The sequence below is a fragment of the Pseudomonas sp. UYIF39 genome, assembly GCF_029963765.1.
Taxonomy (GTDB): Bacteria; Pseudomonadota; Gammaproteobacteria; order Pseudomonadales; family Pseudomonadaceae; genus Aquipseudomonas.
Map to the genome: position 1 here is coordinate 160,393 of NZ_JALBYU010000010.1, position 23,372 is coordinate 183,764.

Consider the following 23,372-nt stretch of genomic DNA (forward strand, 5'->3'; position numbering starts at 1 on the left):
AAAACTCGCGCAAAGGTTCCAACCTTGTGCGCCAAAGCGGCTCTTCGGGATCAATCTGCTGATCCCGGCAAGTCGCAAATTGGTGCATGAATTGCCTGCGCGAACTGCTTTGGTGCTTTTTTAGCCTTCAGGTCTGCCAACCCCATGGAAAATCTGCAAAGCGCTGTGGACAGTCTGGTCCATAGCTCCAATACGTTGTTCATTCTGATCGGCGCGGTCATGGTGCTGGCGATGCACGCCGGTTTTGCCTTTCTTGAAGTCGGCACGGTTCGACAAAAGAACCAGGTCAATGCCTTGTCGAAGATCCTCAGCGACTTCGCCATTTCGACCCTGGCCTACTTCTTTATAGGCTATTGGATTTCCTATGGGGTGACCTTCATGCAGCCGGCGGCTGTGATCAATGCTGATCATGGCTATGGGCTGGTGAAGTTTTTCTTTCTGCTGACCTTTGCCGCGGCGATACCCGCGATCATTTCCGGCGGCATCGCCGAGCGTGCCCGGTTTGTCCCGCAGTTGTGCGCGACAGCACTGATCGTGGCGTTCATCTACCCGTTCTTCGAGGGCATGATCTGGAACGGCAACTTTGGCCTGCAAGCCTGGTTGCTGGAGCACTTTGGCGCCAGCTTCCATGATTTCGCCGGCTCGGTGGTGGTTCACGCCATGGGCGGCTGGCTGGCTCTGGCGGCGGTGTTGTTGCTCGGGCCGCGCAATGGTCGCTATCGCGAAGGGCGGCTGGTGGCGTTCGCGCCTTCGAGCATTCCATTTTTGGCGCTGGGGTCGTGGATCCTGATCGTTGGCTGGTTCGGTTTCAACGTGATGAGCGCGCAAACCCTGCAAGGTGTCAGCGGACTGGTGGCGGTGAACTCGCTGATGGCCATGGTCGGCGGTACCGTGGCGGCGCTGATCGTCGGGCGCAATGACCCGGGCTTTCTGCATAACGGCCCGCTGGCCGGGCTGGTGGCGATCTGCGCCGGTTCCGATCTGATGCATCCGGTGGGCGCGCTGATCACTGGCGTCATCGCCGGCGCATTGTTTGTCTGGTGCTTCACCGCGGCTCAAGTCAAATGGCGCATCGACGATGTGCTGGGTGTTTGGCCGTTGCATGGTTTGTGTGGCGTCTGGGGCGGAATCGCCTGCGGCATTTTCGGCCAGAGCGCGTTGGGTGGGCTGGGCGGCGTGAGCCTGATCAGCCAGTTGATCGGCACTGCGTTGGGGGTGGTCGTGGCGCTGGCCGGCGGCTTTACCGTGTATGGCGTGATCAAGGCATTCCATGGTCTGCGTCTGAGTCAGGAAGAAGAGTATTACGGCGCTGACTTGTCGGTGCACAAGATTGGCGCTGTGAGCCAGGACTAAGTCTCTTCGTCGTCAGCGCCAGGATAGAAACCGTGCAGCAGACGATAGCGGTCGTGCCGTATCTGGTCGGCCCGCTCCTGCACTTGATGCGCAGGCAATCCCAGCATGATCAGCGCGTGGGAGGCGAGCATCAGGCTCGACTCCAGCAGTTCGGGCACGACTTCGCTGGCGCCGGCTGCCTTCAACTCGGCCAGTTGGCTGTCGTCGCGCGTGCGCACCAGAATCGGCACGGTCGCGTTGAGTCGCCGCGCTTCCTTGAGGATCAGCAACGCGATGTCGGTCTGATCCACGGCAATCACTAACAGCCTGGCGCGCTCCAGCCCTATCGCGACCAGCAGTTCACCGCGACGTGAGTCGCCATAATGCACACAGGTTTCACCCACGGCGGCTTCGTGGACACGCACCGGATCAGTATCCAGCGCGATGTAGGGTTGATGCGCGTTGCGTAGTGCGCGTCCGATTGACTGACCTACACGACCGTAGCCACATATAACGACATGGTGGTGTAACCCGGCATTGAGCGCGCTGATTTCTTCAAGTTTTGCTTCTTCGTTGGGTTTTCGATGCAGGCGTGTGGCGATGTGGGGTGCGGCGCGCAGCAACAATGGCGTGACGAGCATTGAACAAAAGGTCGCCGCCAGCAACAGGCCGCCTAAATCCGCGGGCATCAGCTTGTCCTGCTGCATCTGTGCCATCAGCGCAAAGCAGAACTCGCCGCCCTGGGCCAATGCCAGGCCGCTGCGCCAGGCGGTTTCGCCATCGCTGCCACGCCATTTGACCAGCAGCGCAACGACACTGCCCTTGAGCAGCAACAACCCCAGGGTCAGGCCGAGAATCAGCAGGCCGTGGCTGGCGAACAACTGCAAGTCGATCAGCATGCCGATACTGACGAAGAACAGCCCGAGCAGGATGTCGCGGAACGGGCGGATGTCGGCCTCGATCTGATGCCGGTAGTGGCTTTCCCCCAGCAGCATGCCGGCGAGAAACGCACCCAGGGCAGGGGAGAGACCGAGCAGGTGCGTCAGCCACGCCGTCAGCAGAACAATGACCAAAGCCAGTAACACGAACAGTTCCGGGGAACGGGCAGCTGCCACTTCATGGAACAGCCGCGGCAGCAACCAGCGGCTGGCCAGCAGCAGACCGACGAACAGCACCACGGTTTTACCCAGCGTCAGTGGTAGCGCCCAATACCAGGCCTGGTCGCTACTGCCAGCGAACACCGGCACCAGGGTCAGTAGCAATACCGCCACGACGTCCTGGAACAGCAACACGGCAATGGCATTCCGGCCGTGACTGCTGAAAAGCTCGCCGAGACTGCTCAGCTCTTTACTGACAATGGCCGTGGAAGACAGCGACAGGCCGGCGCCGAGTAACAGCGCAGGCGTTATCGGCATGCCGAGCAGCATCAGCAACCCACCTAGCAGCATCCCGGAACACAGCACCTGCAGACTGCCAAGACCGAACACCACTCGGCGCAACACGAGCATTTTCGACAGGGAAAACTCCAGCCCAAGGGAGAACAGCAGAAACACCACGCCCAACTCGGCGAGGTCCGGCAGCTCTTCGCTTTCATTCACCCAGTTGAATGCGGTTGGCCCAATCATCAGCCCCACGCACAGGTAGCCCAGCACCGGCGGCAATCGCAGGCGCTGGAACAGCGCAATCACCACCAGGGAGGAGGCGAGGATGATCAACAAGTTGGCGAACACGAAAAACTCCGGTGATGGGCGCTGGCCATTCAAGCGTAGAGGCAAAAAAGCGGCGAGCATGGCGCAAGTGATGTTCAGGTCGAATGATTTGCGTCAGAGAGTTGCCGAAATTTCCTGAGATCAATTTTGGTCAAGACGTTCCTGGCTCGACGGCTTTTCGTGGCGGGCCTAGAATGAACGCCTACTTTGCCGGGTCTTGTAGTCATGCCTCCTGAATGTCAGCTGTTCGGCACCGTTGGTTGCCATCTTTGTGAAGTCGCCGAAGCCATGCTGATGGAATTTGTCGAGCGCGGTTTAATGGTCGAGCTAGTCGATATCGCAGTCAACGAAGACTGGGTCGAAGACTATGGTTTGCGTATTCCGGTGTTGCGACGTCTTGATAACGGCGCTGAACTCGATTGGCCTTTCGATGGCGAGCAGGTCGTGGCCTTTTTGCGCTGACCCGTCGTTGTCGGTGGTGCCCCCATCCGTCGCGGTCCTCGTTTCCCCCATTGGCGAAAAGCGGGTTATTCGGTTACTGTATGTTCATACAGTTATTCCGATCGCTTGCCGTGCTCCTTCGTATTGCGGATTGGGCAGGCGATCCAGGCAGTTAGAGGGATGAATCGTGGTCAATGTCGAACAATTGAAGAACAGCGTGAACCGGATGTCAGCGGACGTGGTGCGCGAGGCTGTCCTCGAATTGCGTCTGGATGGCCTGGTGACAGAAGGAAAAACTCCCTTCAATAAACTGCATTTCAATACCTGTTTCGCCGAAATCGAAGCCTTGTTCCAGCGCGCGGGCTATCACCGGCAGCTGGATGTCGTGGGCTATCAGGGTTTGTTGTATGCGCTTTATGATCCTGGTCGCTGGGAGGCAGTCGATGTGCTGCGCTGGCTCAAGGAGTTCACCGAAGCGGCAGCGCGCGCACAGATATCGGCTTGAGGATTCTCTTCTAGGTTCGCTCCGGCCGCTGTTGGATAATGCCGCCCTGTATTGAGGGTCAGAACTTTCGTATGTCCACTTCATCTTTTTCTGCTGCACACAACCAGGCCAGCACGCTCTACTTGCCGCCTGGTCCGTGGGAGACTGTACTCGATTGTCTGTGCGAACACTTCAGCGCCATCGGTCGTGAACAATGGCTGGACAGAATCGCTCGCGGTCGTGTCCTCGACGGTCACGGCATGCCGATCGCCCTTGATTTGCCTTACAAGGAAGGCTTGCGGATTCATTATTTTCGTGAGGTGCCGGACGAAAAGCCGATCCCGGTGTTTGAGTCGATTCTGTACGCGGATGAGCATCTGGTCGTGGCGGACAAGCCACATTTTCTGCCAGTGACTCCGGCGGGTGAATATGTGGAGCAGACCCTATTGCGACGGCTGATCCGTCGACTCGATAACCCGCATCTGGTGCCTTTGCATCGCATTGACCGGCACACAGCGGGGCTGGTGCTGTTTTCCGCCAACCCTCAGAGCCGTTCTGCCTATCAGTCGTTGTTTCCTACGCGGCAGATCGAAAAGCGCTACGAGGCAATTGCCCGAGCGTTGCCTGAACTCTCTTTTCCATTGGTCCATAAGAGCCGCCTCATCGATGGCGAGCCTTTCTTCCGCATGCAGGAAGGTCCGGGCGTCAGCAATACCGAAACGGCTGTCGAAGTCAGGGAGAGGAACGGTGATCTCTGGCGTTATGCGCTTTACCCGGTGACGGGCAAGAAGCATCAGTTGCGGGTGCACATGACAGCCTTGGGCGCCAGCATCTGCAACGACCCGTTTTATCCTCAGGTACTCAAGGATGTTGAGGATGACTATGCCAATCCTTTGAAACTGCTCGCTCAGGGGCTGCGGTTTGTGGACCCGGTAACCGGCCAGGAGAGAACATTCGAAAGCAACATCACCCTGCAGTGGTAATCACGAGGTTCAGCGAATTTGCTGATCTTCAGCCACGAAAAAGCCCGCATAAAGCGGGCTTTTCCATATCCGGTTATCACCGCAAAAATTACAGCTCTTTAACGGTACGAACCTGATCCTTGTTGATGCGGGTCTGCTTGCCATCCAGTTGTTCGAATTCGTAGAAACCGGAATCCTTATCGAACTTTGGCGCGTCGACAGCCTGGATTTCTCGACCGTCATTCAAGGTGATCACTGTAGGCGATGCGCAACCGGCGAGGGTAGCGAGGCCCAGTGCGAGCATGAAAGTGGCGAGGGTCCGTTGAGTCATGAGTGTGTCTCCGAATATGAATTCTTTTGGTTACTGAGCTTGAGACGTGTACAGCGCGTGCAAGTTCCTTCTCCTGTCAGTCTGACACAGTGTAGTGGGCGCTCAACAGTTCTGGTGTGTTGAGGTTGGCCAGGCGTGGGTCATTGTCGGGGCATTGTAGGGCAGTAGCGCCCAGTTTGCGCATGAGACGACCCGGGCTGCGTTCGCCGTCGTTCCAGGCACTGTCGAATTCCGCCAAGAGTGCTACGGGGATTATGCACAGCAGAGGTTCCCAGTGTTCGCCATGGCGCAGCATCAGCGGTTGGTCCGGGTGCTGGTTGGCGGCGTCGCGCATGCTATTGAGCAGCGCGGCATCGATGCGAGGTACGTCACACGGCAGCACCAGCAGATGCGCATGGCGGGCGGCTTTCAGGCCTGCGCGAATACCGGCCAGGGGGCCAGGAAAGTCGCCTTCATCGTCATGAACCAGCTGGTCGGCGTAGGGCGCGTACTTTTCCAGGTTTCTGTTGCAGGAGATGATCAGGTCATCGCTCAGTGAGCGGGTCTTGCGGTGCAAGTGGGCAATCAGTGGCTCACCTTGCCATTCCAGCAGCCCTTTGTCCTGACCGCCCATGCGTTCGCCACGACCACCTGCCAGGAGCAGAATGGAGCAGGGCGGCAAATGTGTATTCGAGGTCATGGCAGGTCTCCATGGGGGCGGCGAAAAAATGAGGCGCTGTGATATAACACCGGGCTGTTTCTCCTACAACTGGATGAGCCTATGAAAGCCAAGGCTGATGTACCTTTCGCACCGCTCAACATCGCGGTGCTGACGGTCAGCGATACCCGTACCCTGGAAACCGATACCTCAGGCCAGGTCTTCGTCGACCGTTTGAGCGCTGCCGGCCATAACCTGGCGGCCCGGGTTCTGCTCAAAGATGATCTCTACAAAATTCGCGCGCAAGTCGCCAACTGGATTGCCGACGATGTCGTGCAGGTGGTGCTGATTACTGGCGGTACCGGTTTCACGGGACGCGACAGCACTCCGGAAGCGGTGAGTTGCCTGCTGGACAAACAGGTCGACGGTTTTGGTGAACTGTTCAGGCAGATATCGTTGGCGGATATTGGCACCTCTACTGTTCAGTCCCGTGCTCTGGCCGGCCTGGCCAATAGCACGCTGGTCTGCTGTTTACCGGGTTCGACCAATGCCGTGCGCACCGGTTGGGATGGCATTCTTGCCGAGCAGTTGGATTCGCGACACCGCCCGTGCAACTTCGTTACTCATCTCAAACAGGCGGCACCCTGTGAATCCCGCGGGTAAGCCCGGCAAGACTGGCAGTCTGATGGCTGTCGAGGTGGCGCTGGCACGCTTGCTGGCAATGGCCGAAGCCTCACCGATTCGTGAGCGTGAACGCTTGCCATTGGCGCAGGTTCAGGGCCGGGTGCTGGCCGATGACCTGATTTCGACACTTGATCTGCCGCCTTGGCCCAACAGTGCCATGGACGGTTATGCCTTGCGCGTGGCCGACTGGACTGGAGAGCCTCTGGTGGTCAGCCAGAAGATTTTTGCCGGTCAGGCTCCAAAGCCCTTGAAGCCTGGCACCTGTGCACGGATCTTCACCGGTGCGCCAGTTCCCGCAGGTGCAGATTGCGTCGAGATGCAGGAAAACACCGAGGTTCAGGCGGACGAGCGAGTACGTTTCACCGAAACCATGGCCCCAGGACAAAACATTCGTCCTCAAGGCCAGGAAGCCACTGTTGGTGAATTGATTCTGCCTGCCGGCACGCGCCTCGGGCCGATCGAACAGGGATTAGCTGCATCACTGGGATGCGCAGAGCTGGACGTGGTTCGCAAGGTTCGCGTTGCTGTTCTGTCCACCGGGGATGAACTGATTGAACCGGGTCAGGCTCTGGGGCCGGGACAGATCTACAACAGCAATCGAGTGTTGCTGTGCAGTTGGTTGCAGCGCCTGGGCTGTGAGGTGATCGATGCCGGAATTCTTCCGGATGATTTAGCGACCACCCGCACTCGCCTTGGCGAATTGAAAGATGTCGATCTGATCCTTTCCACCGGTGGTGTCTCGGTGGGAGAGGCTGACTTTCTGGGCATTGCCTTGCGTGAAGAGGGCGAGTTGACGTTGTGGAAACTCGCCATCAAACCCGGCAAACCGCTGACATTCGGGCATTTTCGCGGCGTACCTGTGATTGGTTTGCCTGGCAATCCGGCTTCAACGCTGGTGACCTTTGCTTTGTTGGCAAGGCCCTATCTCTTGCGCCGACAGGGTGTAAAAGAGGTTGAGCCCCTGAAGTTTCAGGTGCCTGCAGGGTTTGCATGGCAAAAAGCAGGCAATCGACGCGAGTACTTGCGCGGACGTCTGGAGAATGGCCGGGCAATTATCTACAGGAATCAGAGTTCTGGTGTACTGCGTAGCGCTGCCTGGGCTGATGGTTTGGTTGAGGTGCTGGAGGATCGCACGCTGATCGAAGGTGACTACGTGGGCTTCATCCCGCTGAGCGAAGTCCTTAGCTGACTCCTACCGCTGGCTTATTGCGCAAACCCGGTTGATCGAACCGGGTTTTGCGTTCATGGCTTACCCTTGGTGAGCCAGGAGTGTCACGAGCTGGTCGAAACGGCTATTGGCGATCCAGGCCAAGACCCCGATGACGACGGCTGTTCCAATAGCCGAATAGGCAAGCCTGTGTTTTATGGATTTGACGTCGCTACGGACTTCATCCATGTCTCGTCGGATGTATTTGAGGTGTGTCTCCAATTCAACGACGCGAGATTCCATAGCCGCTTCTCCAATGGGCTTTGCGCTGTTTTTGAATTCAGCTTGATGATTGGCGCGTTTTTCTGCGAACGGTATGACCGGGATGTCCGGTGACCTGATTTCATGGTTTTGCATGGCACGTCCCTGTGAATTCCTGCTGATGTTTGATAACTGCAGGCGCCAAGGTGTAGCAATCGCATTGGTCGGTCAATTGAGCCGATTCCTCACCTCTTGTAAGAAAAAATCCCGTCTTGTAGGACGCCATAGGTCTCGACTTCAAATAATTCAAATTTTTTCGACTTTTATGCGGTAAGACGAGGTCAACATCTCCCATACGGAATTCAATCATGGGAGTGACCACTAATGAGCGAACGCAAGGCGCTGTTGATTCTGCATGGCAAGCAAGCGCTCAACGAGGAGGTTCGTTCTGCTGTTGCGGACAAGCGCAGACAGGGTTGGGAGCTGGCCGTTCGAGTGACCTGGGAAGCGGGCGACGCACAGCGTCTGGTAGATGAAGCACTGGCGGCAGGCTACATGCAGATCATCGCCGGTGGCGGTGACGGTACCGTGCGTGATATTGCCGAAGCCTTGGCGGCGCATTCGACGCAGGCCAGCCTGGTACTGATGCCCTTGGGGACCGCCAATGATTTTGCGCGTGCCGCCGGCGTGCCTCTGGAGCCCGCGCAGGCTTTGGAACTTCTCGACATTGCACCGAGCGCCATTGATCTGGGGGAGGTCGGCGGCCAAGTGTTTCTTAATATGGCCACGGGCGGTTTTGGCAGTCAGGTCACTGCAAACACTTCTGAGGACTTGAAAAAAATCCTCGGGGGCGTGGCTTACCTGTTCACCGGTTTATCGCGCTTCAGTGAGTTGCACGCAGCCTATGGCGAGTTGCAGGGACCTGATTTCCAGTGGAGTGGCGAGCTGTTGGCATTGGGCATCGGCAATGGCCGGCAGGCCGGCGGTGGACATGTGTTGTGTCCAGAAGCGCTGGCTGACGACGGTCTGTTGGACATCAGTATTCTGCCTGCGCCGCAGGACGTCGTCGGCACCTTGAAAACCCTGCTGGCCGATAGCTTCGGCATCGACAACATGTTTGTGCGAGTCCGGCTGCCATGGGTCGAAATCAAGGTCTCGGAAGGCCTCTGCATCAACCTCGATGGCGAACCTCTGGAAGGTGACAACTTGCGTTTCTCGGCACGTCCAGCGGCACTGCGCGTGCATTTGCCTGAAAACTCGCCGCTGCTGGGGTCATCGCAATCAATCAATCATCCAGACTGATGATCTGCTCGCGAACGGCGAACAGCACCAGACCCGCCACATCGTAGATCTGCAAACGCTTCATGATCTGCGAGCGGTGGGTTTCAACGGTCTTGATGCTGAGGCCCAGGCCATTGGCGATTTCCCGGGTGGATTTTCCGCGAACGATCAGCCGAAGGATTTCCAGCTGACGCGCCGTCAGGTTGTGCGAGTCGGCAGGTTCCGGCTGGTTTTTCTGAGTTCGGGTCAGCGCCTGGTTGATGACGGTGTGGGCGATGGCCGGGCTCAGGTAGCGTTCGTTGTTACGCAAGGCATCCAGGGCATGTTCGAGTTCGGTGGCCGTGGTGTCCTTGAGCAGGTAGCCATGCGCACCGGATTCCAGTGCCTGCATGATGAGTGCAGGATCGGTGTGCATCGAGAGGATCAGCACCTTGCTCTGCGGGCGGACTCGCTTGAGTCGCTGCAAGGCGTCAAGGCCACTGGTTTCCTTCATGGAAATATCCAGCAGGATGATGTCCGGGGACAGCTGCTCGACCATCTCGAGCAACTGCGAGCCGTCATTGGCCTCGCCGATTACCGCGTAGCCGGGAATATCCAGCACCAGAGCGCGCACGCCTGCCCTGATAAGCGAGTGGTCATCCACCAGAAGTAAGTTACAAGTCAACGCATAACCTTATTCGTACTGGCCCGTTCGAGCGCGCGGGGCGCCCAGGGGAAGAGTGCTTTGATTTGAGTGCCTTTGCCCGGCTCGCTGGTCACGCTCAGTGTGCCTCCCAGCTGATTGATGCGTTCTGACATCCCTGCCATTCCACGTTGCCCCTCACGACCAGGATCGGTCGCTGGCGCGAATCCCAGGCCATCGTCACTGATCAACAGTGTCAGACCCTTAGGCAGCCGTTGCAGGCGGACCAACAGATTTTTCGCTTCGGCATGGCGCAATATATTGGTCACCGCTTCCTGGGTGATTCGAAAAGCAGCCAGCGTCATTTCCTCCGGTATACCGGACAAGCGCTGATGGCATTCCAGGCTCCAGTGCACCGGCGTGTTGGCCAGCGTCTTGAGTAAATGCGCCCGCAGACTGGCTTCCAGCCCGAGACTGGTCAGTTGCCTCGGATTGAGAATGGCCGATACGTCTCGCACTTTGCTCAGGGTTTCTTCCAGCGTGTCGCAGAGCACCGAACACTGGCCCTGAAGTTCTTCAGGCATTCGGCGTTTGAGCCAGTCGCTTTGAAGTTTTGCCGCGGTCAGCAATTGGCCGATGTCATCATGCAGTTCCCGACTGAGCCGGTGACGTTCGTTTTCCTGAACCTCCAACAGTCGGTCAGCCAACTCCTGGGGTTGAAACTTTATCGACTTGCGCGAAAGACAATACTGCACCCAGACGCAGGCCAATGCGGCGATATTGAGTACCAGCAGACTCAGCGGCAGACGAGTGGACAGGCTATAAAACAGCAGGCTGCCAAGCGCCGAGCAGGTACACAACACAAGCGTGATCAAACGCGCGTTTTTTGGGGAGGGTGGCCTTAGGGTGATTGACTTGAGGCTGGCGTACATAGCGGATGGAGCCAATGGATGTTCGCTGCGGGAAAACCGGTCATCGTAGATGACGGGTCTCTGTCTGGAGTCACTCTGCCATTAATTGACGTCAACTAATGGGCGGCATAATACCACTTAAGATACCGTTGGTCGCGTTTGGTATATATGTCTGCAGAGTCAGGAAACAAGAGATTATGGACAGCAGTTCCATAATGGAAAAAGTTGGGTGGCAGGAAGGGTTTAGTGCTTTCGAGTTGTCGTTAACAGGTATGAAATATTTAATTGCGACATGCCCCCCGTTAAAGTTAGAGAGGTGGTCATGGCAATAAAAATTCGGAGCGCCGCATAGTGCTCCGATAAGTTCAGGCTTGCCGACCCGAATAGGAAACGAGTGTGAACGGTTTGGAATTAGCGGGGGGCTGAAACTGGCTGTGTCCGACCTGAAAGGCGAAGGCTTCGATCAGGGAGGTCTGTTCACTGTCATCAAGGCTGAGTTGGCCAGTTTTCTGATCAATAAGCTCGAGTTGCCAGGCGATCAACGTCAGGCAATTTTTCAGCGCATCCAAGGCCTGGTCGTGCAAGTCCATGTGATTCTGGGCGTGGCTCAGCAAACCATGAATGTGCAGCGAAAACTCCGAAACGGCTGCCAGAGCCAGCGCATCAGCCTTGTTGGCCAGTTTGAGCAGGGTGCTAAGCATGCAGTCGATGGCGTCCTTGTCATTGCTGATCAGTTGCAAATGACTCAGGCATTCCTCGGTTTTAACCAGGAGTGTCTCAGCTTCGACGAGAAACTCCGGGAGCCGTTGAGCCCACTCTTTACGATCGTTCGGCATGCTTATCTCCACAACGTCATGTCAAATGGGGGGATGTCGTGTGTGTCGACGGGGACGATCAGAGTCCCCGCATTGCCATGTCGTCGTGAGATCACGCGCCGGACTGTCTGGCTGCAGGCTGGGGAACTCGATAGGGCGGATAGCCACTTACCTGCGATCACACACAAAAGCCTGACTCCGTTCATGCAATGAGAATGGCGTCACATTAATGGCTATTGGATATTGCGAATATCAGGTTGGACCTGATTGTTACTAGGGGAATCCCTTACGCGGGGGAACCAGCCGAACGAAACGAGGTCTCGCGGCAGGCAATGAGGCAGATGAAATCACCGGGCCAGTAAAGCATGATGTTAATGTGACATCAATGTTTGGTCGTGGCATTTTACAAGGGGGTCAAGGTCCGGCAAAAACAGCCGATAACCCCCTTTAGTGAATTCATCAGAACAAGCCCAGGAGTCATTGATGGCCGGCATTCTCGACACGGTAGACCAACGCACGCAACTGGTGGGTGAGAATCGCCTGGAAATTCTCATGTTCCGGCTGGCCGGACGGCAATTGTTCGCGATCAATGTGTTCAAAGTGCAGGAAGTGCTGCAACTGCCGAAGCTGACCCTGATGCCCCAGCGCCATCCATTTGTCTGCGGCGTGGTTAATCTGCGCGGCCAAACCCTGCCGGTGATCGACCTGTCCCAGGCCATTGGTATGCGTCCGCTGGTGCCAGGCCCGACCAGTACGATCATCGTCACCGAGTACAACCGTTCGGTGCAGGCGTTCCTGGTCGGTGGTGTGGACCGTATCGTCAACATGAACTGGGAAGCCATTCTGCCGCCGCCGGCCAGCGCCGGTCGTCAGCATTACCTGACGGCCATCAGCAAGGTCGACGACCAGTTGGTGGAAATCATCGACGTCGAAAAAGTCCTCGCGGAAATCGTCCCGTACAACGCCAAGGTCTCGCGCGACAAACTCGACGATCCGGTTCTCGAGCGTGCCCGTGGTCGTGAAGTGTTACTGGTGGACGACTCGAACGTGGCGCTGTCGCAATTGCGTGACACCCTGGGTCAGTTGGGCGTGAAGATGCACATCGCCAGAGATGGCTTGAAGGCACTGAACATGCTCAAGGCGTGGGCCGATACCGGTGTGAACATGACCGACAAACTGCTGATGGTCTTCACCGACGCGGAAATGCCGGAAATGGACGGCTATCGCCTAACCACCGAAATCCGCAACGACCCGCGTCTGCGTGGCCTTTACGTGGTGCTGCATACCTCGTTGTCCGGCAGCTTCAACGACTCGATGGTCAAGAAAGTCGGCTGCGACAACTTCCTCTCCAAATTCCAGCCGGACAAACTCGTCGATGTGGTGCGCCAACGCCTGATGCTCGACGAAGTGCCTGCCTGATAACGATCTGGAAGTGTGCGGTGGCAGTGTTTGGGGCCGCTGCGCAGCCCAACGGGGGCAAACCCCCTCGCCACAGGCCTTTGATTCGGCGATCAAGCTCGTATAGGGTGGCGTTTTTGCACACTGGGAAGCTGGCCATGTTGCGTCTGAGCGCGCTGTATCGTTATCCGTTGAAATCCGGCAAGGGCGAGACCCTGCAGCAGGTCAGCCTCGACAAGCTGGGCCTGGACGGTGATCGACGCTGGATGCTGGTGGACGAAGCCAGCGGGCGCTTTCTGACTCAACGTGCGGTGGCGCAGATGAGTCAGCTGTCGGCGTTGTGGAATGCTGATGGTGGCTTGACCCTCAGTGCGCCGGGCCGCTCACCGATCGATATCGCCTTGCCCGCCAGCGACTCGGAACTGCGTGGCGTGACCATCTGGCGCGACACACTGCGTGTGCCGGATGCCGGCGACGAGGCGGGTGCCTGGGTCAGTGAGTTCATTGGCAAATCGACTCGCCTGGTACAAGTCCCTCTTGATCGCGCACGGACCACCCAGGCCGGCTATGGCAAGGATGACGATCAGGTGGCCTTCGCCGATGGCTTTCCGCTGTTGTTGATCGGACAGGCCTCACTGGAGGACTTGTCGCAAAAAGTCGGCCGCCCGCTGGAAATGCTGCGCTTTCGGCCCAACCTGGTGATCGAGGGCAGCGAGGCGTATGCCGAAGATGGCTGGAAGCGCATCCGCATCGGCGATGTCGAGTTCCGCTTGGTCAAGTCGTGTTCACGTTGCATTCTGACCACCATCGACCCGCAAACCGGTGAGCGCAGCGAAGATCGTGAACCTCTGGCTACGTTGCAGAAATACCGTGCCGAAGCCGACGGCGCGATGTTCGGACAGAACCTGGTCAACGACAGCAATGGCCAACTTGAAGTCGGTATGCCGGTGACGGTTCTGGAATAAGACAATTTGACTGACTGGCCTTGAACAAAAAATGCCCGAGTCCAAGGACGCGGGCATTTTTTTGTCGCTGTGAAAACCCAGGGTTTTAGCCGCGGTATTCGCACAGGTAAGCGGTGTCGACGGCCACTTTCAGCTGGAACTTGCTGTTGGCGGGTACGTTGAACTGGCTGCCGGCAGCGAAGGTTTCCCAGTCGCTGCTGTCCGGCAGTTTGACGGTCAGGGCGCCGGACACCACGTGCATGATTTCACGCTGGCTGGTGCCGAATTCGTATTCGCCCGGTGCCATGACGCCGATGGTCGCAGGACCTTCAGCGATGCCAAAGGCGATCGACTTGACGGTGCCGTCGAAGTACTCGTTGACTTTAAACATGGGCGATTCCTCGAAAAGGGCTGAAAAGGGCCGGCCAGTATGCACAAGGCCCATGCTGGCGTCACCTCTCTAAGACGGAAGAACCAGTGGCAATAATCGTGCGGTATTGCGCGCATCTTCCAGCGCCCGATGTTGTTGGCCATTGAACTGCATGCCCGCCAGTTGCAGCGCGCCGTTAAGCCCCAGCGGGCGCTCCAATCGACGAGCCTTGGCAAAGCGCTGTTTGAGGTTCATGTGCGGCACTCGGCTCAGGGCGCTGTCGAGTTGCAGGCGATCCCACTCCTGAACCAACTGTTTGCGATCGTAATCGCCCCAACTTGCCCAGCCTTCGAGGCGCGAGTGATGCTGGCCGAGCCAGCTCTCGAACGACGCCCAGACTTCGCTCAGAGGCTGCGCGACGTCGATGTTGGCTTGGGTGATGTGGGTCAGTTGCCGGCAAAACGGCGTCAGCATGGGTCGACGCAGCGGCCGGACGAAACGCTGGAAAGCATCCAGTTCGCGCCCCTTGCGGTCCACCAGGGTGGCGCCGATTTCGATGATTTCCATTTCCGTTACTGGCCAACCACCCTCATCGGTGGTGGCTTCTAGATCAATGACCAGCCAGTGAGGCATCGCAGGGTTCCTGGTATCCGCGTCCTGATAGGGCTTGAGCGTAGCCAAACCCGACGGATCCGCCTAGCGGCTTATTCGACCTCCAACAAAATCTGACGATTTTTCACCTGATCGCCCACCCTGACCTGCAAGCGTTTGAGCACGCCATCGATGCCCGACTTGAGCGGATGCTCCATTTTCATGGCCTCCAGCACCACTAACAACTGGCCTTTACTGACCGGGCTGCCCTCGGTCACCAGCACGTCGACGATCGCCCCGTCCATCGGAGCCTTGAGGGTGCCGGTGCCGGTGCTGACGCTGGCCTGGCTGCTGACCAAGGCCTGCGTCCGGTCCACCAGCCGCAGGCTGCCGGGACGGGTGAACAGCCAGAGTTGCCCGGCCTCAAGACGGTAAGCATGGCGTCGCCGGATGCCGTTGATTTCCAGACTGGCCCAGCGTCCGTCGCACTGGATGACCTTCAATTCAAAGGGCGTTGTGGCAACTTGAATCCGATACGGCTCACCCGGCACAGCGTTCAATTCCACTGGCCAATCCTGATCCTCAAGGCCGATTCGATAGTGCAAGGGCACGCTGGCGTTGTTGCGCCAACCGGCCAGTGGCACGGGATGAACCTGCGCCGAGGCCTGATAGAACAATGCAGCAGCGATGGCCAGTTCTTCGGCGCTCGGCACATACGCATGCAGGCCGGGATGCTCGGCAAAGTGTGCCGGGATGAACCCGGTGCTGAACTCACCACTGATGAACCGAGGGTGTTCGAGCAGGCTGGCGAGCAAGCGCTGATTGCTTTGCACGCCGAGCAGCACGCTGTCCTGCACCGCCCGTAGCAACTTACGCCGGGCTTCTTCGCGGGTGGCGCCGTGGGCGATGATCTTGCCCAGCATCGGGTCGTAAAACGGGCTGACTGTCTGGCCTTCGATCAGGCCATGATCGATCCGCACGCCGCGCTGCAACGCAGGCTCCCAGGCGGTGATGCGGCCGGTTTGTGGGAGAAAACCGTGTGCCGGATCTTCGGCGTACAAACGGACTTCCATGGCATGGCCGCTGAGCTGAACCTGCTCCTGTCGCAAGGGCAGAGGCAGTCCTTCGGCGACGTGCAACTGCCAGGCCACCAGATCGAGGCCGGTGATCAATTCAGTCACCGGGTGTTCCACCTGGAGTCGAGTGTTCATCTCCAGAAAGTAAAACTGCCCACGCGTATCCAGCAGGAACTCGACGGTGCCAGCGCCGACGTAATTCACTGCGCGACCGGCCTTGAGCGCCGCTTCACCCATGGCCTGACGCAACTCGGCGTTCATCACCGGGCAGGGTGCTTCTTCGATGACTTTTTGATGGCGACGCTGGATCGAGCAGTCGCGCTCGCCAAGGTAGATCAGGTTGCCGTGCTGGTCGCCAAACAGTTGAACTTCGACGTGACGCGGGTCGATCAGCGCTTGCTCGAGAATCAGTTCGTCACTGCCAAACCCATGCAGCGCTTCGGAGCGGGCGGTGCGCAGTTGTTCGAGCAAATCATTGGCCTCGTGCACCAGGCGCATGCCACGCCCGCCACCGCCGGCACTGGCCTTGATCATCAGCGGATAGCCGATGCGTGCGGCTTCGCGGCTGAGGGTGGCGTCGTCCTGTTCTTTGCCCTGATAACCCTTGATGCACGGCACACCGGCATCGAGCATGGCGAGTTTCGACAGGCGTTTGCTGCCCATCAGTTCGATGGCGTCGGGGCTGGGGCCGATGAAGGTGATGCCGGCATCCTGGCAGGCACGGGCGAAGCCGGCGTTTTCCGAGAGGAAGCCATAGCCCGGATGGATTGCGTCAGCGCCCGTGCGCCGGGCGGCGTCGAGAATGGCCGGGATATTCAGATAGGACTGCTGCACCGGGGCCGGGCCGACGTTCACGGCTTCGTCGGCCAGATGCACATGCAGCGCATCGGCGTCGGCATCGCTGAACACCGCGACCGTGCGATAGCCCAGGGCCTGGGCGGTGCGCTGGATGCGGCAGGCGATTTCACCGCGGTTGGCGATCAGGATTTTGCTGAAGGCGGGCATTGGGTCTTCTCTCAAGTTGTGCGGTGACAGTGAAGGCCTCATCGCGAGCAAGCTCGCTCCGGGCGGCGTTCCGACGATGCTCTTAAGGCGCCCAACCCGGTTTACGCTTTTGCACAAAAGCCATGGTCCCGTCGACCCCTTCCGTCCCGGTCACCGCCTCGCTGAACCAATCAGCCGCTTCATCCAGCAACGCATTCGATGGCTGTCCGGCACTCGCGAGCAAGAGTTTTTTGGTCGTCGCATTCGCCTCCGGCGCGCAGCACAACACATGGGCCAGAATTTCATCGAGACGCTCGGCCAACGCTTGCGCGTCATGCTCGACAAAATGCACCAACCCCATGCGCCGTGCCTGTGTGCCGTCGAATCGTGCCGCGGTCAGCGCCAATCGGCGAGTCTGAGTCAGGCCGATGCGCTGCACTACGAATGGCGCGATCTGCGCTGGCAGCAGGCCGAGGCTGGTTTCCGGCAGACCGAATTGCGCCTGGTGATCGGCCAAGGCGACGTCGCTGACGCAGGCCAGACCAAAACCACCGCCGAGCACCGCGCCTTGCAGCACCGTGATCACCACTTGCGGTGCGTGTTGCACCTCTTGCAGCAGCGCACCGAATGCGCGATTCAAGTCGCGATAGGCGCTCGGGCCTTGAGCGCGTGCGTTGGCCATGTCCTTGATGTCGCCACCGGCGCAAAAATGCCCGCCCGCACCACCGATCACCAGCGCGCGAATGGCTCGGTCGTCACGCACCGCCCCCAGCACCGCACGCAGTTCGGCGACCATTTGCAAGCTCATGGCGTTGCGGCTTTCGGGGCGGTTGAGGGTGATGTGCAGGACACCGTTATGCGGTTCGAGCAGCAAGGTTTGGCAAGCTGGCAGGGTGCTCATTTCTTTTTCCCCGGCAGGATGCCCATGAGTTTGCAGATGATCCCCAGCATGATTTCGTCGGCCCCGCCGCCGATCGACACCAGCCGTACGTCACGATAAGCACGGGCCACCGGGTTGTCCCACATGAAGCCCATGCCGCCCCAGTATTGCAGGCAGCTGTCGCTGACTTCACGGCCCAGCCGTCCGGCCTTGAGTTTGGCCATCGACGCCAGACGGGTGACGTCCTGGCCTTTGATGTACTGCTCGGTGGCCTGATAGACCAACGCCCGCAGGCATTCGATTTCGGTTTGCAGTTCGGCCAGGCGGAAGTGGATGACCTGATTGTCGATCAGCGCATTGCCGAAAGTTTTACGTTCCTTGCAGTACTCGATGGTGCTGTCGACGCAGTACTCCAGGCCCTTGATCATGTTCGCCGCGCCGAACAGGCGTTCTTCCTGGAACTGCAGCATCTGCATCATGAACCCCGCGCCTTCATGGCCGATGCGGTTGCGTTGCGGCACGCGCACGTTGTCGAAAAATACCTGGGCGGTTTCCGAGCTGCGCATACCGAGCTTGTCCAGGTGCGAACTGAGGCTGATGCCGGGCGTGTTCATCGCCACCATGATCAGCGACTTGTTGATGTGCGGTTTGTCGTCCGAGGTGTTGGCCAGCAGGCAGATGAAATCGGCGCTCGGCGAGTTGGTAATCCACATCTTGCTGCCGTTGATCACGTAGTCGTCGCCGTCCTTGCGGGCGGTGGTTTTCAAACCGGCCACGTCGGAACCGGCGCCCACTTCGGAAACACCGATGCAGCCGACCTGCTCGCCGGTGATCGCCGGTCGCAGGAATTCTTCACGCAACTCATCGGAGCCGAAACGCGCGAGCGCCGGGGTGCACATGTCGGTCTGCACGCCAATGGACATCGGAATGCCGCCGCAATGAATGGTGCCGAACTCTTCGGCGGCGGCGATCGAGTAGCTGTAGTCGAGCCCCATGCCCCCGAATTTTTCCGGTTTGGAAATCCCCAGCAGACCGAGTTCACCAGCCTTGCGGAAGATCTCGTGGATCGGAAAGCGCCCGGCTTTTTCCCATTCCTCGACGTGCGGATTGATCTCGTGCTCGACGAATTGGCGGACGGTGCGACGTAGTGCTTCGTGTTCCTGGGTGAAGATCATTTTTATTGTTCTCCTCTGGCCGGCCTAGAACCGGGCGACACCAAAACTGTTGGGTTGCAGCGGCCGCACCCCGGCCTCATGACAAATATCCAGCAAGTACCCGAGCAAGGTCCGGGTATCCCGCGGGTCAATCAGCCCGTCGTCCCACAGATTGGCGCTGCCATAAAGTGAGGTGGACTGACTGTCGAGTTTCTGCGCGGTGACCTGTTCCAGCATGTCGAGCATTTTCGGGTCGGGCACCAAACCATCCTTTAACTGCTTGGCTTCGGTGACGATCCGCAGCACCTTGCCGGCCTGTGCGCCGCCCATGACGGCGGTGCGGCTGTTGGGCCAGGCGAAGATGAATCGGGGATCGAGGCCGCGGCCGCACATCGCGTAGTTGCCGGCACCGTAGGAGCCACCGACGACGATGGTCAGTTTAGGCACCCGGGCGTTGGCCACCGCTTGAATCATTTTCGCGCCGTGTTTGATCACGCCTTGCTGCTCCGATTCGGTGCCGACCATGAACCCGGTGGTGTTGTGAAAAAACAGCAGTGGCGTCTGGCTCTGGTCGCAGAGCTGAATGAACTGCGCCGCCTTGCTTGCGCCTTTGGGCGTGATCGGTCCGTTGTTGCCGATGAAGCCACAGGCACGGCCCTGAATCTGCAAATGACCGCAGACGGTTTGCTGATCGAACTCACCCTTGAATTCGAGGAAGTTCGAGCCGTCGGCAATCCGCGCGATGATTTCGCGCACGTCGTAAGGTTTTTTCGCGTCGTCGGGAATCAGCCCGAGCAACTCGTCGATGGGGTAGAGCGGTTCTTCCCACCGACGTTCGGGTACCCGGGGCAGCTGATCATTCCAGGGCAGCAGACTGACAATCTCGCGCACCTGACGCACGCCATCGGCATCGTTCTCGGCCAGGTACTCTGCAGTGCCGGCGATTTGCGCATGCATTTCGGCGCCGCCCAGTGCTTCATCGGTGGCGACTTCACCGGTGGCAGCCTTGAGCAGGGGCGGGCCGGCGAGAAACAGCTTGGCCTTGCCACGCACCACCACCACGTAATCCGAAAGCCCTGGTTGATAAGCCCCACCCGCCGTGGCCGAACCGTGGACCACGGTGATCTGCGGCAGGCCCATGGCCGACATCCGCGCCTGATTGGCAAAGCTGCGGGCGCCTTCGATGAAAATTTCCGCCGCGTAATTAAGGTTGGCGCCGCCGCTTTCGGCCAGGGTAATGACCGGCAGTTTGTTCTCCATGGCGATCTGTTGCAGGCGCAGGGATTTTTTCAAACCGCTGGGGGAAATGGTCCCGCCCTTGATCGCACTGTTGTTCGCCACCACCAGTGCCCGCACGCCGGACACGTAGCCGATCCCGGCGATCAAACCACCACCGGCCGAGCTGCCGTCCTTGTCGTCGTGCAGTTTGTAGCCGGCCAGGCTCGCCAGTTCGAGGAACGGTGCGCCAGGATCCAGCAGCAGGTTGAGGCGTTCGCGGGGCAGCAGTTGTCCACGCTTGTCGAACCTGGGTTTTGCCTCGCCGGCCTTGTTCAGCAGGTTTTGTTCAAGCTGGCGGACTTGCTCGATACCCACGAGCATCGCCGCGCGATTGCGGGCGAACGGTTCGCTGAACGGGTCTACTTGCGACTGGATCACCGGCATGGCTTATTCCTTATCCTTGAGGACGTCCGGCAGGTAGGCGCGATGGAAACCGTTATACGACTCGCTGATCTGCGCCTTGTGTATCGGCCAGGCGCGCCCGCCCAGGCTGGCGGCGCCGTCGATGCGCAAGGTGCTGCCACTGACAAATGCCGCTGCCGGGCTGAGCAGGAAAACGATCGCCGCGCTGACTTCCGATTCGGTGCCGATGCGTTTGAGTGGAACGTGCTCGCGCAACGTCGGGATCACCGCTTTGAACGCGCCTTCGTAGGTGTCCATGCCACTGGACGCAATCCAGCCCGGCGCCACGGCATTGACCCGCACCCCGGCATAACCCCATTCGAACGCGGCGGTCTTGGTGAGGTTGTCCATGCCTGAACGTGCCGCGCCCGAGTGGCCCATGCCGGGCATGCCGCCCCACATGTCGGCGAGCATATTGACGATGGCGCCGCCGTGCGTGCTCATGGATTGGTTGAACACTTCCCGGGCCATCAGGAACCCGCCCATCAGGTTGGTGCGCAACACCGTGTCGAAACCTTTTTGATTGATCGACGCCAGCGGCGACGGGTACTGCCCGCCGGCATTGTTGACCAGGCCGTGAATCGGTCCGTACTTGCGGATCAACTCGCTGACCACATGCTTGACCGCTTCTTCCTCACGAATATCGCAGACCATCCAGTCAGCCTTGCCGCCATCTTCGGCAATTTCGGCCGCGACGTTTTTCAGCTTGTCGGCCTTGCGCCCAAGCAGCATCACATGGGCGCCGAGGGCCGCCAGTTCGTGAGCGGTGCAACGGCCGATACCGCTGCCGCCACCGGTGACGATGATGTTTTGCCCTGCAAACAAATCGGCTTTGAAAATCGAATCGTAAGCCATGGCGACAGCCCTCTAGTTGACCTGGTCGGCGATGCGCTGAGGCACCGGTATCTGGATTTCCAGCAGTTGCTGGGCGAAGGCTTTGCCTTGCGGATCGATCCGCAGGCTGGCCACGCCACCGCCTCCCAGGGCGTTTTCCAGCAGAAAATTAAGGCTGTGGGTGCCCGGCAGGTACCAGCGTTCGACACGTCCGTGGATCGGATCGAGGACGTGACTCATCCAGTCGACGATCACTTCCGGCGTCAAGGCTTCGGCAATCCACGGCAGGTACTCCGGCTCGCGGGCCATGACGCCGATGTTGCTGTGATTGCCCTTGTCACCGGAACGCGCCACGGCGAGTTTGACCAGTGCCACGCTGGCATCGGCCCGGTCTGAGGGTTTCGGTGGGGCGCACGCCACGGGCAAGTCGGCGGTGTCGAGCACATCAACGGCGGGCAGGGCGCAAGGGTGGCGCTGGCCCTTGAGATCAATTTCCAGCGTGCAGGCGGTTTTGTCGATAAGGAACGAGAACAGCCGGATCAGCGGATACACCGTCGGCCGTCCACCGACAATTCCGGTCAGTCCCGGCGCCATGCCGGTGGCGGCCTGGGCGATCTCCCGGGAGAACACAATCAACGCCTGTTTACCCGGATGGCGCACCGCGAGTTTGATCACCACTTCGCGGCTGTCCTGACGCTGACCGTGGGGGCCGTAAGTGGCTTCGCTGCCGAGCAGTTCGATGTTCACTTCGCTGTAGGGTGGCCAACCGCGCTGGCTGAAGATTTCCGAGGTCTTGTTGATGATCGCTTCGCTGACCCGACGCGCCTTGTCGACCGCATCGATCCCCGCGATCAGGCAACTGGCGGTGCAGCGGAAACCGTCCGGGTACGTCGCGCTGACCTTGTACTGATCGGTCGGCGGCAAGCCTTTTGCGCCGTGCACCTGAACCGCATTTTTGCCTTGTTGTACGAGTTTGACGTCAGTGAAATCGCAAACCACATCCGGCAGCAGATAGGCCTGCGGGTTGCCGATTTCATACAGCATCTGCTCGCCGACCGTCAGGGGTGTCACCAGTCCGCCTGAGCCTTCGGGTTTGCTGACGATGAACTGGCTGTCGGCGCTGACTTCGACGATGGGGAAGCCGATGTGTTCGTAGTCGGGCACCTCGCGCCAATCGGTGAAGTTGCCGCCGGTGCACTGGGCGCCACATTCGATGATGTGGCCGGCCAATGCGGCTTGGGCGAGTTTGTCGTAGTCGTGCCACGACCAGCCGAACTCATGCACCAGCGCGGCACTGACCACGGCGCTGTCGACCACGCGCCCGGTGATGACGATGTCGGCGCCCAGACGCAAGGCTTCGGTGATGCCGGGTGCTCCGAGGTAGGCGTTGGTCGAGACGCACATCGGCGGCAAGGGCGCGCCACTGAACATTTCATGGATTCCTTTGCTGCCCAGCTGTTTGAGCTGCGGCTGCAGGTCATCGCCCAGCAGCACGGCGATCTTCAGCGTGACCCCGGCCTTGTCGCAGGCCGCTTGCAGGGCGGCGGCGCAGGCTTGCGGGTTGACCCCGCCGGCGTTGCTGATGACGCGGGTTTTCTGTTCGGCAATTTGACCCAGCAGCGGGCTGAGGACTTCGATGAAGTCGCTGGCGTAACCGGCCTGGGGATCTTTCATCCGCGCACCGGCCATGATCGACATCGTAATTTCGGCCAGATAATCGAAGACCAGATAATCCAGACGCCCGCCTTCGACGAGTTGCGCGGCAGCGGTCGAGGTGTCACCCCAGAAGGCACTGGCGCAACCGATGCGGATTGTTTTTGGCACAGTCAACTCCATAACCACCC

General features: G+C 59.1%; 24 protein-coding genes. 9 read left to right on the forward strand and 15 right to left on the reverse strand.

Features of this window, described 5'->3' with window-relative positions:
- Window positions 1–144: 144 nt before the first annotated feature.
- Complete coding sequence (locus MO767_RS16215) at window positions 145–1,353, forward strand: ammonium transporter (RefSeq protein ID WP_282481322.1); 1,209 nt, start codon at window positions 145–147, stop codon at window positions 1,351–1,353.
- Here the strand turns inward: MO767_RS16215 and MO767_RS16220 are convergent.
- Window positions 1,350–3,062: a monovalent cation:proton antiporter-2 (CPA2) family protein gene (locus tag MO767_RS16220; protein WP_282481323.1), complete on the reverse strand. Its 1,713-nt coding sequence runs from the start codon at window positions 3,060–3,062 to the stop codon at window positions 1,350–1,352. The two genes, MO767_RS16215 and MO767_RS16220, sit on opposite strands and share 4 nt — an antisense overlap.
- Before the next feature lie 204 nt (window positions 3,063–3,266).
- On the opposite strand from MO767_RS16220, the gene MO767_RS16225 reads away from it, so the two are divergent.
- The 3 genes from MO767_RS16225 to MO767_RS16235 all read left to right on the forward strand — a co-directional run bounded on the left by MO767_RS16225 (window position 3,267) and on the right by MO767_RS16235 (window position 4,949).
- Window positions 3,267–3,503 carry a glutaredoxin family protein gene (locus MO767_RS16225; protein ID WP_282481324.1) on the forward strand — a complete coding sequence of 79 codons (237 nt, stop codon included), beginning with the start codon at window positions 3,267–3,269 and terminating at the stop codon, window positions 3,501–3,503.
- Window positions 3,504–3,669: 166 nt separating this feature from the next.
- Complete coding sequence (locus MO767_RS16230) at window positions 3,670–3,987, forward strand: transcriptional regulator (RefSeq protein ID WP_282481325.1); 318 nt, start codon at window positions 3,670–3,672, stop codon at window positions 3,985–3,987.
- Window positions 3,988–4,058: 71 nt separating this feature from the next.
- The gene (locus MO767_RS16235; RefSeq protein ID WP_282481326.1) at window positions 4,059–4,949 is read left to right on the forward strand and encodes a pseudouridine synthase; all 891 of its coding nucleotides are present in this window, start codon (window positions 4,059–4,061) and stop codon (window positions 4,947–4,949) included.
- A gap of 88 nt (window positions 4,950–5,037) precedes the next feature.
- Here MO767_RS16235 and MO767_RS16240 read toward each other — a convergent pair whose 3' ends face one another.
- A complete protein-coding gene (locus tag MO767_RS16240; RefSeq protein WP_033059146.1) occupies window positions 5,038–5,259 on the reverse strand; it encodes a YgdI/YgdR family lipoprotein in 222 nt (73 codons plus the stop codon).
- A gap of 76 nt (window positions 5,260–5,335) precedes the next feature.
- The gene (mobA, locus tag MO767_RS16245; RefSeq protein ID WP_282481327.1) at window positions 5,336–5,938 is read right to left on the reverse strand and encodes a molybdenum cofactor guanylyltransferase MobA; all 603 of its coding nucleotides are present in this window, start codon (window positions 5,936–5,938) and stop codon (window positions 5,336–5,338) included.
- Window positions 5,939–6,019: 81 nt separating this feature from the next.
- Between mobA and moaB the strand changes: the two genes are divergently transcribed.
- Window positions 6,020–6,559 (forward strand): molybdenum cofactor biosynthesis protein B, encoded by a 540-nt coding sequence (gene moaB, locus MO767_RS16250; RefSeq protein WP_282481328.1) that lies wholly within the window; start codon window positions 6,020–6,022, stop codon window positions 6,557–6,559.
- Entirely contained in the window at window positions 6,543–7,769 is a 1,227-nt protein-coding gene (gene glp / locus MO767_RS16255; protein WP_282481329.1) for a gephyrin-like molybdotransferase Glp, read from the forward strand. The genes moaB and glp overlap by 17 nt, the downstream gene beginning before the upstream one ends.
- Before the next feature lie 60 nt (window positions 7,770–7,829).
- Here the strand turns inward: glp and MO767_RS16260 are convergent, their stop codons facing one another.
- A complete protein-coding gene (locus MO767_RS16260) occupies window positions 7,830–8,144 on the reverse strand; it encodes a hypothetical protein (protein ID WP_282481330.1) in 315 nt (104 codons plus the stop codon).
- 228 nt (window positions 8,145–8,372) lie between these two features.
- Between MO767_RS16260 and yegS the strand changes: the two genes are divergently transcribed.
- Entirely contained in the window at window positions 8,373–9,290 is a 918-nt protein-coding gene (gene yegS, locus MO767_RS16265; RefSeq protein ID WP_282481331.1) for a lipid kinase YegS, read from the forward strand.
- Here yegS and MO767_RS16270 read toward each other — a convergent pair.
- From MO767_RS16270 to MO767_RS16280, 3 genes are all read right to left on the reverse strand, one after another.
- Window positions 9,274–9,933, reverse strand: coding sequence for a response regulator transcription factor (locus MO767_RS16270; RefSeq protein WP_046049186.1), 660 nt, complete (start codon window positions 9,931–9,933; stop codon window positions 9,274–9,276). The two genes, yegS and MO767_RS16270, sit on opposite strands and share 17 nt — an antisense overlap.
- Window positions 9,930–10,823, reverse strand: a complete 894-nt coding sequence (locus tag MO767_RS16275) for a sensor histidine kinase (RefSeq protein ID WP_282481365.1) — start codon at window positions 10,821–10,823, stop codon at window positions 9,930–9,932. Before MO767_RS16275 ends, MO767_RS16270 begins: the two co-directional genes overlap by 4 nt.
- Before the next feature lie 344 nt (window positions 10,824–11,167).
- Window positions 11,168–11,638 (reverse strand): hypothetical protein, encoded by a 471-nt coding sequence (locus tag MO767_RS16280; protein WP_282481332.1) that lies wholly within the window; start codon window positions 11,636–11,638, stop codon window positions 11,168–11,170.
- Between the two features lie 462 nt (window positions 11,639–12,100).
- Between MO767_RS16280 and MO767_RS16285 the strand changes: the two genes are divergently transcribed.
- Both MO767_RS16285 and MO767_RS16290 read left to right on the forward strand, forming a co-directional pair.
- The gene (locus MO767_RS16285; RefSeq protein ID WP_282481333.1) at window positions 12,101–13,036 is read left to right on the forward strand and encodes a chemotaxis protein CheV; all 936 of its coding nucleotides are present in this window, start codon (window positions 12,101–12,103) and stop codon (window positions 13,034–13,036) included.
- A gap of 137 nt (window positions 13,037–13,173) precedes the next feature.
- A complete protein-coding gene (locus tag MO767_RS16290) occupies window positions 13,174–13,980 on the forward strand; it encodes an MOSC domain-containing protein (protein ID WP_282481334.1) in 807 nt (268 codons plus the stop codon).
- A gap of 85 nt (window positions 13,981–14,065) precedes the next feature.
- Here MO767_RS16290 and MO767_RS16295 read toward each other — a convergent pair whose 3' ends face one another.
- From MO767_RS16295 to MO767_RS16330, 8 genes are all read right to left on the reverse strand, one after another.
- Window positions 14,066–14,350, reverse strand: a complete 285-nt coding sequence (locus MO767_RS16295) for a pyrimidine/purine nucleoside phosphorylase (RefSeq protein ID WP_282481335.1) — start codon at window positions 14,348–14,350, stop codon at window positions 14,066–14,068.
- A 69-nt stretch (window positions 14,351–14,419) separates the two neighbouring features.
- On the reverse strand, window positions 14,420–14,962 hold the full coding sequence (locus MO767_RS16300) for an exonuclease domain-containing protein (protein ID WP_282481336.1): 543 nt from the start codon (window positions 14,960–14,962) through the stop codon (window positions 14,420–14,422).
- A 71-nt stretch (window positions 14,963–15,033) separates the two neighbouring features.
- The gene (locus MO767_RS16305) at window positions 15,034–17,001 is read right to left on the reverse strand and encodes an acetyl/propionyl/methylcrotonyl-CoA carboxylase subunit alpha (protein WP_282481337.1); all 1,968 of its coding nucleotides are present in this window, start codon (window positions 16,999–17,001) and stop codon (window positions 15,034–15,036) included.
- Window positions 17,002–17,083: 82 nt separating this feature from the next.
- A complete protein-coding gene (locus MO767_RS16310; protein WP_282481338.1) occupies window positions 17,084–17,881 on the reverse strand; it encodes an enoyl-CoA hydratase-related protein in 798 nt (265 codons plus the stop codon).
- The gene (atuD, locus tag MO767_RS16315) at window positions 17,878–19,035 is read right to left on the reverse strand and encodes a citronellyl-CoA dehydrogenase (RefSeq protein WP_282481339.1); all 1,158 of its coding nucleotides are present in this window, start codon (window positions 19,033–19,035) and stop codon (window positions 17,878–17,880) included. The genes MO767_RS16310 and atuD overlap by 4 nt, the downstream gene beginning before the upstream one ends.
- A gap of 24 nt (window positions 19,036–19,059) precedes the next feature.
- Window positions 19,060–20,676, reverse strand: a complete 1,617-nt coding sequence (atuC, locus tag MO767_RS16320) for a geranyl-CoA carboxylase subunit beta (RefSeq protein WP_282481340.1) — start codon at window positions 20,674–20,676, stop codon at window positions 19,060–19,062.
- Window positions 20,677–20,679: 3 nt separating this feature from the next.
- Complete coding sequence (locus MO767_RS16325) at window positions 20,680–21,549, reverse strand: SDR family oxidoreductase (RefSeq protein WP_282481341.1); 870 nt, start codon at window positions 21,547–21,549, stop codon at window positions 20,680–20,682.
- A 12-nt stretch (window positions 21,550–21,561) separates the two neighbouring features.
- Window positions 21,562–23,352 carry an acyclic terpene utilization AtuA family protein gene (locus tag MO767_RS16330; protein ID WP_282481342.1) on the reverse strand — a complete coding sequence of 597 codons (1,791 nt, stop codon included), beginning with the start codon at window positions 23,350–23,352 and terminating at the stop codon, window positions 21,562–21,564.
- Window positions 23,353–23,372: the final 20 nt, after the last annotated feature.

Excerpts from the sequence above, each read along its gene's own strand:
- MO767_RS16215 (WP_282481322.1), top strand. The coding sequence starts at position 145 with ATGGAAAATCTGCAAAGCGCTGTGGACAGTCTGGTCCATAGCTCCAAT.
- MO767_RS16225 (WP_282481324.1), top strand. The coding sequence starts at position 3,267 with ATGCCTCCTGAATGTCAGCTGTTCGGCACCGTTGGTTGCCATCTTTGT.
- MO767_RS16235 (WP_282481326.1), top strand. The coding sequence starts at position 4,059 with ATGTCCACTTCATCTTTTTCTGCTGCACACAACCAGGCCAGCACGCTC.
- MO767_RS16240 (WP_033059146.1), bottom strand. The coding sequence starts at position 5,259 with ATGACTCAACGGACCCTCGCCACTTTCATGCTCGCACTGGGCCTCGCT.
- mobA (WP_282481327.1), bottom strand. The coding sequence starts at position 5,938 with ATGACCTCGAATACACATTTGCCGCCCTGCTCCATTCTGCTCCTGGCA.
- moaB (WP_282481328.1), top strand. The coding sequence starts at position 6,020 with ATGAAAGCCAAGGCTGATGTACCTTTCGCACCGCTCAACATCGCGGTG.
- MO767_RS16260 (WP_282481330.1), bottom strand. The coding sequence starts at position 8,144 with ATGCAAAACCATGAAATCAGGTCACCGGACATCCCGGTCATACCGTTC.
- yegS (WP_282481331.1), top strand. The coding sequence starts at position 8,373 with ATGAGCGAACGCAAGGCGCTGTTGATTCTGCATGGCAAGCAAGCGCTC.
- MO767_RS16275 (WP_282481365.1), bottom strand. The coding sequence starts at position 10,823 with ATGTACGCCAGCCTCAAGTCAATCACCCTAAGGCCACCCTCCCCAAAA.
- MO767_RS16280 (WP_282481332.1), bottom strand. The coding sequence starts at position 11,638 with ATGCCGAACGATCGTAAAGAGTGGGCTCAACGGCTCCCGGAGTTTCTC.
- MO767_RS16285 (WP_282481333.1), top strand. The coding sequence starts at position 12,101 with ATGGCCGGCATTCTCGACACGGTAGACCAACGCACGCAACTGGTGGGT.
- MO767_RS16290 (WP_282481334.1), top strand. The coding sequence starts at position 13,174 with ATGTTGCGTCTGAGCGCGCTGTATCGTTATCCGTTGAAATCCGGCAAG.
- MO767_RS16295 (WP_282481335.1), bottom strand. The coding sequence starts at position 14,350 with ATGTTTAAAGTCAACGAGTACTTCGACGGCACCGTCAAGTCGATCGCC.
- MO767_RS16300 (WP_282481336.1), bottom strand. The coding sequence starts at position 14,962 with ATGCCTCACTGGCTGGTCATTGATCTAGAAGCCACCACCGATGAGGGT.
- MO767_RS16305 (WP_282481337.1), bottom strand. The coding sequence starts at position 17,001 with ATGCCCGCCTTCAGCAAAATCCTGATCGCCAACCGCGGTGAAATCGCC.
- MO767_RS16310 (WP_282481338.1), bottom strand. The coding sequence starts at position 17,881 with ATGAGCACCCTGCCAGCTTGCCAAACCTTGCTGCTCGAACCGCATAAC.
- atuD (WP_282481339.1), bottom strand. The coding sequence starts at position 19,035 with ATGATCTTCACCCAGGAACACGAAGCACTACGTCGCACCGTCCGCCAA.
- atuC (WP_282481340.1), bottom strand. The coding sequence starts at position 20,676 with ATGCCGGTGATCCAGTCGCAAGTAGACCCGTTCAGCGAACCGTTCGCC.
- MO767_RS16325 (WP_282481341.1), bottom strand. The coding sequence starts at position 21,549 with ATGGCTTACGATTCGATTTTCAAAGCCGATTTGTTTGCAGGGCAAAAC.